The organism is Pseudomonas sp. CGJS7 (assembly GCF_036961695.1).
The window spans coordinates 34,570-49,748 of record NZ_JBAMDI010000032.1 but is presented as its reverse complement, the minus strand read 5'-3'; the positions used below and the strand labels follow the sequence as shown (position 1 = coordinate 49,748).

General features: G+C 65.5%; 11 protein-coding genes. 6 read left to right on the top strand and 5 right to left on the bottom strand.

What is annotated here, in order from left to right:
- Positions 1–38 precede the first annotated feature (38 nt).
- Entirely contained in the window at positions 39–1,880 is a 1,842-nt protein-coding gene (locus V7787_RS20060; RefSeq protein ID WP_336089285.1) for a glycoside hydrolase family 9 protein, read from the bottom strand.
- 175 nt (positions 1,881–2,055) lie between these two features.
- Between V7787_RS20060 and V7787_RS20055 the strand changes: the two genes are divergently transcribed.
- The 5 genes from V7787_RS20055 to V7787_RS20035 all read left to right on the top strand — a co-directional run bounded on the left by V7787_RS20055 (position 2,056) and on the right by V7787_RS20035 (position 11,964).
- Positions 2,056–3,306: an ROK family transcriptional regulator gene (locus V7787_RS20055; protein WP_336089284.1), complete on the top strand. Its 1,251-nt coding sequence runs from the start codon at positions 2,056–2,058 to the stop codon at positions 3,304–3,306.
- A 60-nt stretch (positions 3,307–3,366) separates the two neighbouring features.
- On the top strand, positions 3,367–4,401 hold the full coding sequence (locus V7787_RS20050; protein WP_336089283.1) for a carbohydrate kinase family protein: 1,035 nt from the start codon (positions 3,367–3,369) through the stop codon (positions 4,399–4,401).
- A gap of 16 nt (positions 4,402–4,417) precedes the next feature.
- Positions 4,418–5,635 (top strand): MFS transporter, encoded by a 1,218-nt coding sequence (locus tag V7787_RS20045; protein ID WP_336089282.1) that lies wholly within the window; start codon positions 4,418–4,420, stop codon positions 5,633–5,635.
- Between the two features lie 82 nt (positions 5,636–5,717).
- Positions 5,718–8,402 carry a TonB-dependent receptor gene (locus V7787_RS20040; RefSeq protein WP_336089281.1) on the top strand — a complete coding sequence of 895 codons (2,685 nt, stop codon included), beginning with the start codon at positions 5,718–5,720 and terminating at the stop codon, positions 8,400–8,402.
- A 466-nt stretch (positions 8,403–8,868) separates the two neighbouring features.
- Positions 8,869–11,964 carry a TonB-dependent receptor gene (locus V7787_RS20035; RefSeq protein WP_336089280.1) on the top strand — a complete coding sequence of 1,032 codons (3,096 nt, stop codon included), beginning with the start codon at positions 8,869–8,871 and terminating at the stop codon, positions 11,962–11,964.
- Positions 11,965–12,033: 69 nt separating this feature from the next.
- On the opposite strand, the gene V7787_RS20030 is transcribed toward V7787_RS20035, so the two are convergent.
- From V7787_RS20030 to V7787_RS20020, 3 genes are all read right to left on the bottom strand, one after another.
- Complete coding sequence (locus V7787_RS20030; protein ID WP_336089279.1) at positions 12,034–12,429, bottom strand: RidA family protein; 396 nt, start codon at positions 12,427–12,429, stop codon at positions 12,034–12,036.
- Positions 12,430–12,548: 119 nt separating this feature from the next.
- The gene (locus V7787_RS20025) at positions 12,549–12,797 is read right to left on the bottom strand and encodes a hypothetical protein (protein WP_336089278.1); all 249 of its coding nucleotides are present in this window, start codon (positions 12,795–12,797) and stop codon (positions 12,549–12,551) included.
- Positions 12,794–13,897 (bottom strand): MBL fold metallo-hydrolase, encoded by a 1,104-nt coding sequence (locus tag V7787_RS20020; protein WP_442965326.1) that lies wholly within the window; start codon positions 13,895–13,897, stop codon positions 12,794–12,796. Before V7787_RS20020 ends, V7787_RS20025 begins: the two co-directional genes overlap by 4 nt.
- 138 nt (positions 13,898–14,035) lie before the next feature.
- Here V7787_RS20020 and V7787_RS20015 point away from each other — a divergent pair, with 138 nt between their 5' ends.
- On the top strand, positions 14,036–14,659 hold the full coding sequence (locus tag V7787_RS20015) for a TetR/AcrR family transcriptional regulator (RefSeq protein WP_336089277.1): 624 nt from the start codon (positions 14,036–14,038) through the stop codon (positions 14,657–14,659).
- A 128-nt stretch (positions 14,660–14,787) separates the two neighbouring features.
- Here the strand turns inward: V7787_RS20015 and V7787_RS20010 are convergent, their stop codons facing one another.
- On the bottom strand, positions 14,788–15,108 hold the full coding sequence (locus tag V7787_RS20010; RefSeq protein ID WP_336089276.1) for a hypothetical protein: 321 nt from the start codon (positions 15,106–15,108) through the stop codon (positions 14,788–14,790).
- Positions 15,109–15,179 lie beyond the last annotated feature (71 nt).

Here is a 15,179-nt window from a genome sequence, read left to right as displayed (position 1 = left end):
GCGGCGCAACACTCAATTGCGTGATAGGCGCCTCGAATTCAGCTTCGATTCTCACTCATCGCCATCACCGCGAACAGCATCCAGGTGGTGTGCGGAATCCATTGCTCGACCCAGCGCCACTGCTCCGAATCCGGACCGGGCGCGAAGCTGATGCCAGAACCGGTATCGCTGCCGACCGCGCCGGTGATGCCGTTGGAGATGCCGCCCACGAACATTTCGCCGGCGCTCTCCAACACCGTCGGCGGGTTGCGCTTGCCGAAGCCGTAGAGCATGGACATGCCGTAAGGATTGCGGCCCAGGGTCCAGTCGAGTTGGTTCTGGGCATAAGCGGCGCGGTCGGCGGGCAGCCCGTAGCCGGCCTTGCCCTGCTCGGCCGTGCCTTGATCGGCCAACTTGCGGCCGCCGACGATCATCGCCGCGCTGAGCGAAGCCAGACGCGCGCTTTCGCCCTGCCACCAGTAGCCGGTTTCATTGCGGTGCGGAATGAAGAAGCCTTCCAGCACCTCGCCCGCGGCCTTGCCGTCCCGGGTCAGCTGGAAGCGCTGGCGGGCGTAGCCGTACGGGTTGGCGACGGCGTTGGTGATGCTCAGCTCGTGCGCAAGCGCCAGGCCGATCGCGTCCAGCGCGCGTTGGCGACGGCCCTGCTCGGGTTCAATATCGACATAGGCCGACAGGCTGATCACCGGCAGGCCCGCCTCGGCCGCGTGGTAGTACGGGCGGCGGCCGCCGTCGCTGATGAAGCCGCCGTCTTTCTGCTGTCGCGCGATCAGGCGGGCGGCGCGTTCGCGCGCGTCGTCGAGGTAAGCCGACTGGCCGCTGGCGTTGTGCAACTCCACCAGCGCCATCAACGCGGTGTAGTCGTCGATGATGTTTTCTTTGCCGTCGGCGCCGTATTGCGCATTGAACTTGCGCAGGTGCGCGTAGCCACGTTCCGCATCGGCCAGGTATTGAGCGCCGTCGAACTCGCCATGACGGCCGCTCTGCTTGGCCAGCATCGAGGCGCGCGCGAGCGCGGCGATGGCCATGCCGCCGCCGGCGCGAAACGCCGAACGGTACAGCGTGGTGTAGGTGCCGGCCGCGCCTTCGTAACCGGTGACCATGCGCTGGGCGCCCGGCGTTCCCCATTGGTCGAACACGGTGGTGTAGAAATAGCCTTCCGCATCCAGGGTGCGATGCAGATAGTCCGCGCCCCAGAACGCCTCATCTTCGATCTGCGTCTGCAGGCCGTGCGCGGCGAACAGCGCCTTGCGCGCGTGCGCACCGTAGGCCAGCACCCAGGCGGCCATCGAGGCCTGCTGCGGATTGAAATAGTTGGCGTAACCCAGGTGCGACAGGTATTTGCCCTTGTCGCCGCCGGCATCCTGCCAGCCGCCCCAGGCATTCACTCTGCGCGTGCTCTGGAAGATTTGCAGATCGCGATCGGCCTCATCGGTATGGCGGCTGCGCTTGAAGTAGCCCAGCAACTGCGCGCCGGTGGTGGCGAAGACTGCGTTGTCGCGCACCGGCACCGGCGCCGAGGACGCCTGTTGTTTGCCGATGCGCACGTCGACCTGGTACTTGCCGGCCTGCTCGGCATCGGAAAAGTCGACGCTGAAGTAACGCTTGCCCGGGCTCCATTCCTTGAACGGCTGCAGCGGCAACAGTTCGCCCTGCTTGATCGGCTTGCCGTCGCGCAGCACGGTGTAGCTGCCCTGACCGGCATCGCCCGCATATTCGACGATGGCCCGCTTCGGCCCCTGCCGTTCCAGCGCCACCTGATTGATCTGCACCAGCAACGGCGCCTTGGGCAGGCTCACCGACACCGTGGTCTTGGACTTCTCGGCCGAGGCCGCGGCGGCCACCTGCAGCAGGCTGGCCAGCGCCATCGCCAGCGCGGCCATCGTTTGAATTCCGGTCTTGCGGGAGGGCGGCAAACAGGTCATCGGCACGGTTCCGGATAGACTAGGCTCGGATCGCAACTTAGCCATGTGACCGGCCCTCGTCAATAATTACTTCACATGGATGTATGAATAATACGCAGCACCCCTCCCCTACGCTCAACCGGTTCCAACCCCTATGAACAACGGCCGCGGCGCCACCCAGCAATCCAGCGCCCCCTACAACCGCCGGCTGGTGCTGGATTTCATCCGCCAGCACGGCGCGGCTTCGCGCAAGGACATCCAGGAGAAGGTCTCGCTGAGCCCGCAGACGGTGGCCAACATCACCAATGAGCTGGAATCGATCGGGCTGATCGTCTCGCGCCGGCAGAAAGACCTGAAAACCCGCGGCCAGCCGCCGATCGCCTTCGAGATCAATCCCGACGCCGGCCAGTCCATCGGCATCAGCCTGGAACCGGGCCGCGCCTCGGGCGCGCTGGTCAATCTGGTCGGGCGGATCGATGCGCGCTGGGAGGTGCAGTTGCAAGGCTGCGACCGCTCGCAGCTGTTGGCCGGCCTGCTGGAACTGGTGGCCAAGCTGCGCCGGCAGGCCAACAGCCGGGTCTGGGGCATCGGCGTGGCCCTGCCCGGCCCGCTCGGCGATACCGAACTGAGTTTCGTCGGCCCGACCGCGCTGGAGGGCTGGAAAGACCTGTCGATCCTCGACCAGTTGCAGGAAGCCACCGGCCTGCCCTTGTTCCACAGCGTCGACAGCGTCGCCGGCGCGCTCGGCGAGACCCTGTACGGCGTCGCCCGGCACCTGGACAACTTCTTCTATCTGCACCTGAGCGTGGGTCTGGGCGGCTCGCTGATCGTCGGCCGCAACAACTACCGCGGCGCCGACGGCAACGCCACCGAGATCGGCCATGTGCCGGTGGTCCCGGGCGGCACGGCTTGCTACTGCGGCAACCAGGGCTGCCTGGAGCGCTACCTGTCGCTGCATTCGCTGGCCGAAGCCCTGGGCCTGGACGACGCCCAGATCCATACCCAGGACTTGCTCGATCGCCTCGACGACGCCAACGACCAAGCCCTGCAGCAATGGTGCAAGCAGGCGTCCCAACGGCTGCGCGACGCCATCTGCATGATCGAGAACCTGCTCGACCCGCAGACCATCGTCATCGGCGGGTCGGCGCCGCAGAAGCTGGTCCAGCGCCTGGTCGAACTGGCCCAGCCCTGGCACCGCTCGGTGCGCGGCCGCCCCGCCCCGGAACTGCCGCGGGTGATGATTTCCCAGCGCGAGGAAGACTGCTCGCTGCTGGGCGCGGCGGTGCTGCCGATCCATGAGCTGCTCTCGCCGCGGCTGGAGGTTCTGCAAAAAGACGACCTGGGCGAACTCCACGCCGCCGAGCTGCTGGGTCACCGCCCGACCGCCACGGGGCGTCGCATTTAATTAAACTTCCACTGGATATTTTTATTGACGGGGCCGAATTGGGGTGACTATAGTCGCCCCATGAAGCACGACCAGCCCCTGCCCAGCCGCGCCCAATCCAGCCAGCCCCAGGCCGGCGAACCCGCGTTCGGCGAATCGCATTACACCCCGCCCCGTTTCAGCATCGTCGGCGACGTCAGCGTCGACCTGGTCCTGGGCACGCTGACCGACTGGCCCAAGATCGGCACCGAACAACTGCTGCCGCGCAGCGAACTGCGTGCGGGCGGTTCGGCCGCCAACTCCGCCCTCGCCGCCCGCCACCTCGGCCTGAGCCCGCATCTGATCGGCGCCATCGGCGACGACGACCTCGCCCAATGGCTGCTGCTGCAACTGTCCGGCATCCGGGTCGAACTGCAGACCTGCGCCAGCGACACCACCATGTCGGTGGGCCTGTTGCACGCCGACGGCGAACGCACCTTCTTCACCAGTTACGGGCACCTGCAGCATCTGACCCCGGACTTCGTGCTCGAACACCTGCCGCGCGCCAGCGCCGGAAGCGTCGCCTTGTTCACCGCGCCGTTCCTGCTGCCGGGCCTGCGCGAACACTTCGCCCAGTTGTTGGCCGAGGCTTCGTTGCGCGGCTATCGGGTCGCGCTGGACACCGGCTGGCCGCCGGAAGGCTGGACGCCGCGGGTGCATGAGGAAGTCGAGGGCTGGCTGGCCCATTGCGACCATCTGCTGGTCAATGAGCTGGAGGCGATGAGCATCGCCAACCTCGACGACGGCGGCGGCGATCTGCAACGCGCGGTGCAGCGTGTGGCCGGTCTGCTCAAGCCCGGCGCGCATCTGATCGTCAAACTCGGCGCCGCCGGCGCATTGGGACACGTAGACGGCCGCAGCGTCCGCCACGTCACCGACGCGGTCGCGGACATCTTCGACACCGTCGGCGCCGGCGACAGTTTCAACACCGGCTATCTGGCCGCGTGCCTGAATCGAGCCAGCCTGAGCGACGCGCTCGCCGCCGGCTGCCGCACCGCCGCCGCGATCCTGCCGCGCTTCCCGCGCAAGCGCATCGCCGCCGGCGAACTCGCCCATTGCCTGCAGCCGCAAACCTGATACCGGAGCCCCGTCCATGAAGCATCGGCCGCTGATCATCGGTTACATCCTCCTGATCTGGTTCGCGCTGTCCTTCATCACCAACCTGATCGGGCCGCTGATGCCGATCGCGATCCAGGACTTCAAGCTGAGCCTGACCATGGCCGGCTTCATGCCGTTCTCGTTCTTCCTCGCCTACGGCCTGATCTCGATTCCCGGCGGCCTGCTGATCGAAATCCGCGGCACCCGCTACACCTTGTTCGCCGCGTTCGCGTTGAATTTCGTCGGCGCGCTGGCGATCGCGCTGATCCCGGGCTACTTCTCGGTGGTGGCCGGTCTGTTCGTGATCGGCTTGGGGATGGCGCTGCTGCAGGTAGTGATCAACCCGCTGATGCGCACCGCCGGCGGCGAACAGCACTTCGCGTTCTTCTCGGTGATGGCGCAGTTGGTGTTCGGACTGGCCTCCTTCCTCAGCCCGCTGGTGTTCAAGTACTACATGCAGCGCCCGGACGTGGACGGACATCCGCTGGCGTGGCTGACGTTCTATTGGTATTTCAGCGCCGCGTTCGTGCTGCTGGCGCTGCTCAACTACAAGCTGCCGCTGCCGGCGGTGGAGCTGAAGGACGACGAGCGCGCCGGCAGCCGCGAGGCCTACCTCAGCCTGTTGCGCCGCCGCGATGTGCGCTTGTTCTTCCTGGCCATCGTCGCCTACGTCGGCGCCGAGCAGTCCATCGCCAACTGGATGTCGCAGTTCCTGCACAGCTACCACGGCCTGTCGGCGACCGAGCAAGGCGCGGTCGCGGTCAGCCGCTTCTGGGGCTTGATGTCGCTGGGCTGTCTGGTCGGCCTGGGCTTGCTGAAACTGCTGGATTCCAAGCTGGTGCTGGCGATTTTTTCGATCCTGGCCATCGCCTGCCTCGGCCTCGCCCTTTTCGGCCCCGCCTCCCTCTCCGAGTTGGCCTTTCCCCTCGCGGGCTTCTTCTTGTCGGTGATGTTCTCGGTGATCTTCTCGCTGGGATTGAACTCGGTCGCGCAGCACCACGGCGCGTTCTCGGGAATCCTGTGCAGCGGCATCCTCGGCGGCGCGATCGTGCCGCTGCTGATCGGTTTGATCGCCGATCACTGGGGCCTGCGCGCGGGCATGTCGCTGGTGTTCATTCCGCTGCTCTACATCCTCAGCGTCAGCGTCTGGGCCAGACCGCTGGTACGCAACCACACCGTGTACTCCGGGAAAAACACTCCCGTCTCGCCCTGATCGGGGCAACGCATCCGCCACTGCCGGCCTCAACCAAGCACGGGCCCGCCGGCCCGAGTCGCCGTACAACCAGGAGCCAACGATGAAAAAGCATCCCAGCGCTGTCCGACCGACCGGCCTCGCCGTCGCGGTGGCGGCGGTATTGATCGGCTGCGCCACCGCCCCGGTCATGGCCCAGTCCAGCGCGAGCGAGGACGAGCAACAGGCCAGCGCTGGGCAGGCCACCCCGGGCGAAGCCAGGACCACCCTGGAGACCGTGCACGTCTCGGCCACCCGCATCGAATCGGATCTGCTGAAGACGCCGGTGACCGTCACCGCCGTCACCCAGGAAGCGCTGACCCGCGAAGGCATCCGCGACGTGCGCGGCCTGTCGGGCACCATGCCCAATGTGCAGATCGCCTCGGGCCCGGATTCGGGCGTGCAGGTCAGCATCCGCGGCATCGGCGCCAACAACTTCACCGAGATCGGCGATCCGGCCGTGGGCCTGCACGTGGCCGGTCTGTACTCGCCGCGTCCGCAAGGCGCGCTGGCGCTGATGTTCGACGTCGACCAGGTCGAAGTGCTGCGCGGCCCGCAGGGCACGCTGTTCGGCCGCAACTCCACCGGCGGCAGCATCAACATCATCCCGGCCAAGCCGCGCTTCGATTCCACCTTCGGCAGCGCCGAGCTCGACGTGGGCAGCTACAACCTGCGCCAGCTCAATCTGATCCAGAACATCGCGGTCAACGATCGCTTCGCCCTGCGTTTTTCCGCGACCAAGGTCGAGCGCGACGGCTGGATCGACCAGCAGCAGGATTTCACCGACGTCAACATCCCCGAGCGCGGGTTCATCGCCGACGGCATTCCCGACGTCGACCAACGCCGCAACGTCAAGGTCGGGCGCGACAAGTACTACTACAACCGCGACGAATGGGCCGCGCGCATCGCTGCGCGTTTCGCCTTCACCGACAACGTCGAGTGGCTGCTGGCGTACGAGAAATTCCAGAACTCCGGCGCCGGCCAGGTCGGGCTGAAGGACTGCGATCAGGCCGCCGGCACCCGCTTCGCCTGCCAGGGCGGCAAGTGGGACGTGAAGATCAACGTGCCCGGCAAGACCGACATGTCGATCGACACGGTCCGCTCCAACCTCAACTGGTTCCTCAGCGATACCAACAGCCTGGAATACAGCGTCGCCTTCGCCACCCAGAAGCGTTCGCAGATCGCCGACGACGACGGCGGTTATCACGAAATCCCCTCGCAGGTGACCGCCACTTTCCCGGTACCGCCGGAAGGCGACTGGGGCGTGTGGCCGGTGCGCGACAACACCTCGATCACCCTGGATTCCAAGTACAAGTCGGTGGTGCACGAACTGCAGTTCAAGCATCAGGGCGAACGCCTGAAGCTGGTGTCGGGTCTGTTCTGGATGCACGAGAAGAACCAGATCAACTACGCCCAGGAACTGCTGGTCAACGCGCCGTTCGGCTATCCGATCAGCCAGCTCTACCACCAGCCCAACCGCCAGATCGACGCCAAGGCGATCTTCGCCCAGGCCGACTGGCGCTTCGCCCCGACCTGGAACGCCACCTTCGGCGCGCGCTACAGCCGCGACGAAAAGACCGACCGCGGCGGCCAGGTCTACGGCGGCTGGGATACCGAATCGACCGCTTACTACAACGGCCTGTACAACCCCGGCACGCCGGGCCAGCCGGGCTTCCGCCCGCACAACGGCCGCGACCTGACCGAACGCATGGGCCCGTTCGGCGGCATCGACGCCTACAAGCTGTGGGGCCCGCCGGCCGAGAACGAACACTCCGAATCCTGGCGCAAGGTCACCTGGCGCCTGGGCCTGACCAAGGACCTGTCCGACGACGAAATCCTGTTCACCTCGCTGTCCACCGGCTACAAGGCCGGCGGCTTCGGCGACAAGGACGATGCTTGCGGCGGCAAAGTCTGTATCGAGGGCCCGGCCGGCCCGCAGTACACCTTCTTCCCGTACAAGCCGGAAACCGTCACCAACTTCGAAGTCGGCTACAAGGGCTTGTTGCTGGACAAGCGCCTGAGCCTGTCGGTGACCGCGTTCTACAGCCGCTACAAGGACATGCAGGTGACCGGCGATTTCTTCGCCGCCAAGGTCCACGTCGAAGAACCCTGCCCCGATTGGGACCCGACCTGCGATGTGATCAAGAAGTGGCAGACCGTCAACGTCGGCACGGTCAACATCCCCGGACTGGAAGTGGAAGTGGATTACCTGGCCACGCCCAACACCCGCATCGGCGGCTTCTTCTCGTACATCAACAGCAAGATCAAGGACTACCCGACCTTCAGCGACGAGTGGAACTGCGGCGTGCGCGAAGAATTCGGCGCACCGGCCTGCCCCGCGCCCTACAACGGCCCCGACCCGACCCTGGCCGGCCGCCAGATCTACGACATCACCGGCCATCATCTGCCGATGACGCCGAAGTTCACCGCCGGCATCAACGCCTCGCACACCTTCAAGTTCGGCAACGGTTATGAATTGGTGCCGTGGGTCAGCGTGAAGTGGCAGGACAAGATGTATTTCACCCTGCGCAACCTCGACAACCCGCACGTGTCCGACGCGCAGAAGGCCTATACGACGGTCGATGCCAGCTTGAGCCTGCAGACGCCGTCGTTCTGGCGCGCGGAGCTGTATGTGCTCAACGCCACCGACAAGATGACCAAGAACTGGGCCGATGATGCGGGTGGTTTCATTCGTGCTTATTGGAACGATCCGCGCACGGTCGGGTTGCGGGTGCGTTTGGACTACTGATTGACGCGATCGCGATATGGCGCCCGGGCGCCCTGCCTCCCTCAAGGCGCCCGGGCTTTCGTGCGCACACGCGAAAGACCCTGCGCTACCTGTAGGAGCGGCGCGAGCCGCGACCGCGAACCTACGGCCGCCCGCGCAACCATCTGCAACCTGCGCGGTCGCAGCTCGCGCAGCTCCTACAGGTAGGCCATGCGGTTGAAGTGCGATCTGGCCGCTCCCTCGAAACTGTGGCATCCGCCTCAACGCGGCCTCCAAAAGCGTGACCGACCTCACGCCGGGGCCACCCTTGCTGCGCCGCCGCATGCTTTAGCGCCCGGCTTCTGGTGATACTTAAATCGATCCAAAAGCACGCGTATCCGGATCGAGACAGCGGAAGCCCTACCGGTCTAGCTCATTTTTAGATCGATCTAAGCGCCTCCGCCGGCTCAAGACACCAGTCACAGGGGCCACTGAGGGGAGTCATTCGATGAAAGTGCACGCTCGTAACTCGTTGGCGGTCGCGCTGTGCGCGGCGCTGTATGTGCCCGTCTCGGCACAAGCCCAGTCCCAGACTGAGCAAACTGCGGCCACCGCCAAAGCCTCCGATCAAGCCAAGGACCTCGACAAGGTCGTGGTCACCGGCTTCCGCTATTCGATCGAAAAAAGCCTCGACCAGAAGCGCAACGCCAACGCGGTGGTGGAAGTCATCACCGCCGAGGACGTCAGCAAGTTCCCCGACAAGAACGTCGCCGACGCGCTGCAACGCGTGCCGGGCGTGGTGATCACCCGCAGCGGCGGCGAAGGCAAGACGGTGAGCGTGCGCGGCCTGGCGCCGGACCTCACCCTGACCCAGTTGAACGGCAACTACGTCGCTTCCTCCGAAACCAACGATGAGGCCACGCGCTCGTTCAACTACACCCTGCTGCCGGCCAACATGCTGTCCAGCTCCGAGCTGTTCAAGACGCCGGAAGCGCGCATCGACGAAGGCGGTATCGGCGGCACCGTGATTCTGCGCACCCGACGCCCGCTGGAGATGGAATCCAACTCCGGCTTCGTCAGCCTGGAAGGCACCTACTCCGACAGCAGCAAGACCACCGATCCGCAGTTGTCGGCCATGTACTCCTGGCACAGCGACGACAGCCGCTTCGGTTTCCTGGTCGGCGCGACCCAGCAAAAGCGCACCAACCGCAGCATGGAAGTCAGCACCGAGGACTGGAACTGGTACACCGACAAGGTCAACGGCGCGGCCACCCACCCGGTCGTCGATGCCCATGGCCGCCCGCTCGATCCCAGCGTCGGCCAGTGGTGGGGACAAGGCTCGGCGATCAACGACCAAAACGGCCGCCGCTACTCCGGTTTCTTTCTGCCGACCTCGGTCAACTTCGGCGTGCGCGAGGAAGAACGCGAACGCAAGGGTCTGCAGCTGACCACGCAGTTCAAGCCCACCGACAACCTGACCCTGACCGCCAACTACTTCCGCTTCGAGCTGCAAGGCGATTACACGCTCAATCTGCTGAAGATCCCCGAGTGGAACCTGGCCCGGTTCAAACAGGACGGCAACTGGGCCGGCGGCCGCTTGCTCAACGGCTTCACCCTGGACCGCAGCGGCACCATCGTCACCGGCGCGCAGTACGAAAAACTGGCCGGCAAGGCCTACCCCTGCAACGACGCCGAGGCCGCGGCGCAGGGCAAACCCAGCGGCGGTTGGGGTTCGGACGATTGCACCGTGCCGACGCCGCAACTGAGCGGCAGCTACGGCCGCGAAAAGGCGCTGTCGCAGACCGCCGGCCTGGAGGTCGAATGGCAGGCCACCGACCTGCTGCGGATCGCCGCCAAGGGTGGACGGACCTGGTCCAAGGGCGGGCCGTCGATGAACTTCCGCATGTCGGCCAAGCCGCGCCGCAACGTCAACGGCGTGTGGGAGCCCGGCAATAGCTACAGCGCCTGGGATCTGAGCGGCACCCCGTCGATGCAGTTCTCGCCGAACATCCAGAACCAGCTGATGGCGGGCGTCGCCGAGATCGATACCGGTTCCACCGATTCGTCGTGGAAGGAAACCGAGATCAAGCAGAACCACTTCCAGATCGACGCGACCAAGACCTTTCTGAGCGGCTGGCTGGAATCGCTGCAGTTCGGCGCCAAGTACGCCGACAGTTCGGTCCATCGCAACACCGGCAACACCTACTGGGTCTGCCAGGGCGCGGACCCGGGCGATTACAGCAAGCGCTATCAGGCCGGCTGCGACTCGACCGCGGGGATCGCGCAACCGGGGTTCTTCCTGTCCAACCCGATCGGCAATCTGGCCGGCGGCTTCAACGCCAACGTCTTCCCCGGGATCGATTTCCCGGCTTACCTGGGCTATCTCAACAACCGATACGGCGGCATGCAAAGCCGGCGCGAGCCCGACTTCATCTACAACGTCGACGAAAAATCCACCGGCGGTTACCTGCAGGCCAATTTCCGCACCCAGCGCCTGCGCGGCAACTTCGGCGTGCGCGTGGTCAAGACCAAGCAAGGCGCGGAATCGACCGATTCGGTCGAGCGTTTCAACGACTATTTCGCCGACAACACCGCCGGCAATCCGATGTCGTGCACCGATCCCGCGGCCGGCGCGCTGCTGGGCTCCAACGGCGGTTACACCTGCGAAAGCGGCTTCGTCAGGCTGCCCGACCAACTGGGCCGGTCGAAGACCTTCGCGCTCAACACGCTCAACAAGAGCTACACCGACTACCTGCCGAGCTTCAACATCGCCTGGGACGTGAGCGATAGCATCGTGCTGCGCGGTGCCGCGTCCAAGGTCATCGCGCGGTCGGCGTTCACCGACATCGCCTACCCGGGCGGTCTGAACTACTACAGCCCGGAATACAGCGCCGACCGCTCGGCCGCCGGCGGCGGCGATCTGGGTTGGCGAGGCAACGGCAGCAACAAGGATCTGGATCCGTTCGAAGCGACCCAGTTCGACGTCGGCGTGGAGTGGTACTACCGTCCGGGCGCGGTCCTGGGCATGGCCCTGTTCCGCAAGAACGTCAAGAACTTCGTCGTGCCCGTGGTCCAGGACACCGCGGTGACCATCGGCGGGGAAACGGTGACGGTGCAGGACTACAGCACCTCCGCCAACGGCCGCGACGGCGTCTCGCAAGGCGTGGAGCTGTACGCGCAGCACACCTTCGATTTCGGTCTCGGCTTCCAGGCCAACTACACCTACAACGACACCAACCTGGCCGCGGTCGAACTCAACGGCGAGCAGATCGCCAGTTCGCCGTTGGTCGGCAGCGCCAAGAACCAGGCCAATTTCACCGTGTTCTACGAAACGCCGAAGTTCCTGGTGCGGGCTTCGTACAACCGCCGCGGCGAAGTGGTAGGCGGGCTGCACAGCGGTTTGAGCATCTACACCGAGCCCTACTCGCAACTGGACTTGAACGCGTCCTACAACCTCAGCGACCGGCTCAGCCTGAGCGGCTCGGTGCTCAACGTGACCAAGGAAGAACAGCGCGAGCACCTGGGCAACGACACCCGGGCGCGGCTGTGGACCAACAACTACTCCGGCCGGATCATGTATCTGGGTTTGACCTACAAGTTCTGATCCCTGCCTGCGTACAGGCCCGGAAAACCGCCCGCGAGGGCGGTTTTCCGGTTTGGCCGCGCGGCGCGGTCAATCGATGACCGCGATCGCGTCGACCTCGATCAGATAGCCCGGCGACAGCGAGGTCACGCCGAGCAGCACATCGGCCGGCTTGTGATCGCCGAACAACGTCTTGCGCGCGGCTTCAATCGTCGCCAGGCATCGGTCGCGCTGGTAATCGACCACGTAGATGGTGATCTTGGCGACTTGATCGGGCCGTGCGCCGGCCGCGGCCAGCGCACGGCCCAGATTGGCGTAAACCTGGCGCGCCTGTACCGCCAGATCGCCGGGGCCGACCAGATTGCCGTTGATGTCCTCCGGCTCCTGGCCCGAGACGAAGACCATTTTGCTTCCGGTCGCGACCACGACCTGGGTGTAGCTTTGCTGCGGCGGCAGATCGCTGGGGTTGATGCATTCGAGCGTCATCGACTACGTCTCCAGAGTGGGGCGGAAACCGCTGGTTTCTCGCGGCGATTCGATCCCGGACCTTGTCGCGGATCGTTGCCGCCAGTCTAAGCCCGGCTCAGCGAAGTCGGCCGCTGCGCTCACCGCCCGGCCGCGAATCTCGGCGCGTCGTTGGACTCGTCGACCACCGCGGCGACCGCATGCCCGCTGCGCGCGATCGCAGCCATGGTTTCGGCCACCGTCAGCCAGTTCTCGACCCGCACGATCAGCGCGTCGTACTCGAAGTCGCGTTCGAAATTGATCCGACTGCCCAGATCGGCGCGCAACACCGCTTCGGTGATTCCGCGCATGGCCTCGGCATCGATGCTGTCTTGCAGGCGAAACCTCATAGTGCGACCTCGTGCTTGACCGCGGCTGCGGTGGTGGAATCGGATGGGACGGTTTCGCGCCACCACGGCGTCATCGCCTGCGGCGCGCGCAGATCCACGCGTTCGCCCATGCGCGGCGTGGTCAAGGCGATGCCCCGCTCGGCCGCCAGCGCGGACACGCGTTCGAACGGTTCGGTCCACGGGTGCATGGCCAGATCGAAGGTGCCGTTGTGGATCGGCAGCAGCCAGCGGCCGCGCAGGTCCAGATGCGCCTGCACCGTATGCTCAGGCTGCATGTGCACGTACGGCCAGTTGGCGTCGTAGGCGCCGGTTTCCAGCAGGGTCACATCGAACGGCCCGAAACGGCGGCCGATTTCCTTGAAGCCGTCGAAGTAGCCGGTGTCGCCGCTGAAGAACAGCCGCAGCGACGGGCCCTCTTGCGGCCGGTCCAGGATGGTCCACGACGCCCACAAAGTCTTGTCGCTGTCGAACAGGCCGCGGCCGGAAAAGTGTTGCGCCGGGGTGGCGATGAACTGCACGCCGTCGATGGTGGTGCCCTGCCACCAGTCGAACTGGCGGACCTTGGCCGCGTCGATGCCCCACTCGATCAAGCGATCGCCCACGCCCAGCGGCGCCAGGAACACGTCGGCGGTCTTGGCCAGCCGCAGCACGGTGTCGTAGTCCAGATGATCGAAGTGGTCGTGCGACAGGATCACCCCGCGCAGCGGCGGCAGATCCTCCAGCGCGATCGGCGGCGCGTGGAAACGCTTGGGCCCGGCCCACTGCACCGGCGAGGCGCGCTCGGCGAACACCGGATCGGTGATCCACCAGCCGCCGCGCAGTTTGATCAGCATGGTCGAGTGGCCGAGCCGGAACAGGCTGTGGTCCGGCGCTTGTTCGAGTTGCCGCGCGCTCAGCGCCAACACTTGCGGCGGCGCCGCCGGCGCCGAGTCGGCCGGCTTGTTCCACAAGGCGTCGCCGATGATCCGGAGCATCTTGAAAAAGCCGGTAGCCGGGCGCGGGACCGGATTGCGGAAGCGGCCGTCGGCGAACTGCGGCGAGTCGCCGCGCTCGGCGAGCGAGGAACGGGTCTTGGCGGAGGAGAACAGGCAGGCGCTCACGGTGGGGCTCCGATTGGCAGGCTGAAGGGGCGAAGGCGGGAGGCTGAAAACAGGGCGCTCCCGGCTTGCCTGAACATTTACACTGCCCAGTGTAGTGTACTTTTTGAAAAAGTAAACCCATCGGTGTAATCTGTGGCCATGAGCACACCCACCCCGCCCCCGGCCCGCCTGACCGACCGCAAGCGCGCGGCCATCCTCGACGCGGCGGTGATCGAATTCCGCCAGGCCGGTTACGAGGCCACCAGCATGGACCGCATCGCGGCCAGCGCCGGGGTGTCCAAGCGCACCGTCTACAACCACTTCCCGAGCAAGGAAGTGTTGTTCGCGCAGATCCTGCAGCAATTGTTCGAACGCAGCGGCGCCTCGCCGGAACTGGCTTATCGGGCCGACCGGCCGCTGCGCCCGCAATTGCTGGAACTGGTGCGGCAGAAGCTCGACCTGCTGCACGAGGAAGGCTTCATCGATCTGATCCGGGTGGCGATCGTCGCGATCATCCCCTCGCCCGAGCGCGCGCAGGAAATCTTCACCCGGGTCGGCGACAAGGAAGAAGGGCTGACGGCGTGGATCCGCGCCGCGTCCGCGGACGGGCGGTTGAACACCGACGATCCGCAGTTCGCGTCGATGCTGCTGCAGGGGATGATCAAGGGTTTCGCGTTCTGGCCGCAGATCACCTTGGGCAAGCCGATGCTGAGCGTGGCTGAGCGCAAGCGGGTGGCCGAGACCACTACCGACATGTTTCTGGCGCATTTCGCGGCCGAGTGATCGCGGGCGCCTGCGCGGCGTGCCCTCATCCGGTCCTGCGGACCACCTTCTCCCGCCAAGCGGGAGAAGGGCAAAAGCTCCCTCTCCCGTTTACTGGGGAGGTTTGGGGTGAGGGCCGCGCCCTGCCCTCAATAACGCATGACCATAAACAACTTGCCGTTGTCCCTGACCCCCGCCGATATTCCCGGGTAGGTCAAAATCTCGTCGTCGGGATGACGCGGCACCGTCGATTTCCAGTTGAACGCCACGCTGTCCGGCTCGCTCTTCTCCCCCTCGCAGCCCAGAATCTTCACCACTTCCTGGTAGCTCATGCCGTCGACGATCTTGTCGCGCTCGGCATCGCCGAAGGTGCACTTGGACGCGGCGCCGGACTCACCAGCCAACGCAGCGCCGGCGAGCAACAGCGCGCATCCGCCCACCGCGCAAAAACTTGTCAATCTCGAGTTCATTCCTTGACTCCTGATGGCGCCTTCTCGCTACATGCGAAGGTGATCGAAAGCATATTCGATATCGTCACGGC

Bases quoted from the DNA above. Each gene is read 5' to 3' on its own strand.
- V7787_RS20030 (WP_336089279.1), bottom strand. From the start codon at position 12,429: ATGACGCTCGAATGCATCAACCCCAGCGATCTGCCGCCGCAGCAAAGC.
- V7787_RS20040 (WP_336089281.1), top strand. From the start codon at position 5,718: ATGAAAAAGCATCCCAGCGCTGTCCGACCGACCGGCCTCGCCGTCGCG.
- V7787_RS20015 (WP_336089277.1), top strand. From the start codon at position 14,036: ATGAGCACACCCACCCCGCCCCCGGCCCGCCTGACCGACCGCAAGCGC.
- V7787_RS20050 (WP_336089283.1), top strand. From the start codon at position 3,367: ATGAAGCACGACCAGCCCCTGCCCAGCCGCGCCCAATCCAGCCAGCCC.
- V7787_RS20060 (WP_336089285.1), bottom strand. From the start codon at position 1,880: ATGGCCGCGCTGGCGATGGCGCTGGCCAGCCTGCTGCAGGTGGCCGCC.
- V7787_RS20025 (WP_336089278.1), bottom strand. From the start codon at position 12,797: ATGAGGTTTCGCCTGCAAGACAGCATCGATGCCGAGGCCATGCGCGGA.
- V7787_RS20055 (WP_336089284.1), top strand. From the start codon at position 2,056: ATGAACAACGGCCGCGGCGCCACCCAGCAATCCAGCGCCCCCTACAAC.
- V7787_RS20035 (WP_336089280.1), top strand. From the start codon at position 8,869: ATGAAAGTGCACGCTCGTAACTCGTTGGCGGTCGCGCTGTGCGCGGCG.
- V7787_RS20045 (WP_336089282.1), top strand. From the start codon at position 4,418: ATGAAGCATCGGCCGCTGATCATCGGTTACATCCTCCTGATCTGGTTC.
- V7787_RS20010 (WP_336089276.1), bottom strand. From the start codon at position 15,108: ATGAACTCGAGATTGACAAGTTTTTGCGCGGTGGGCGGATGCGCGCTG.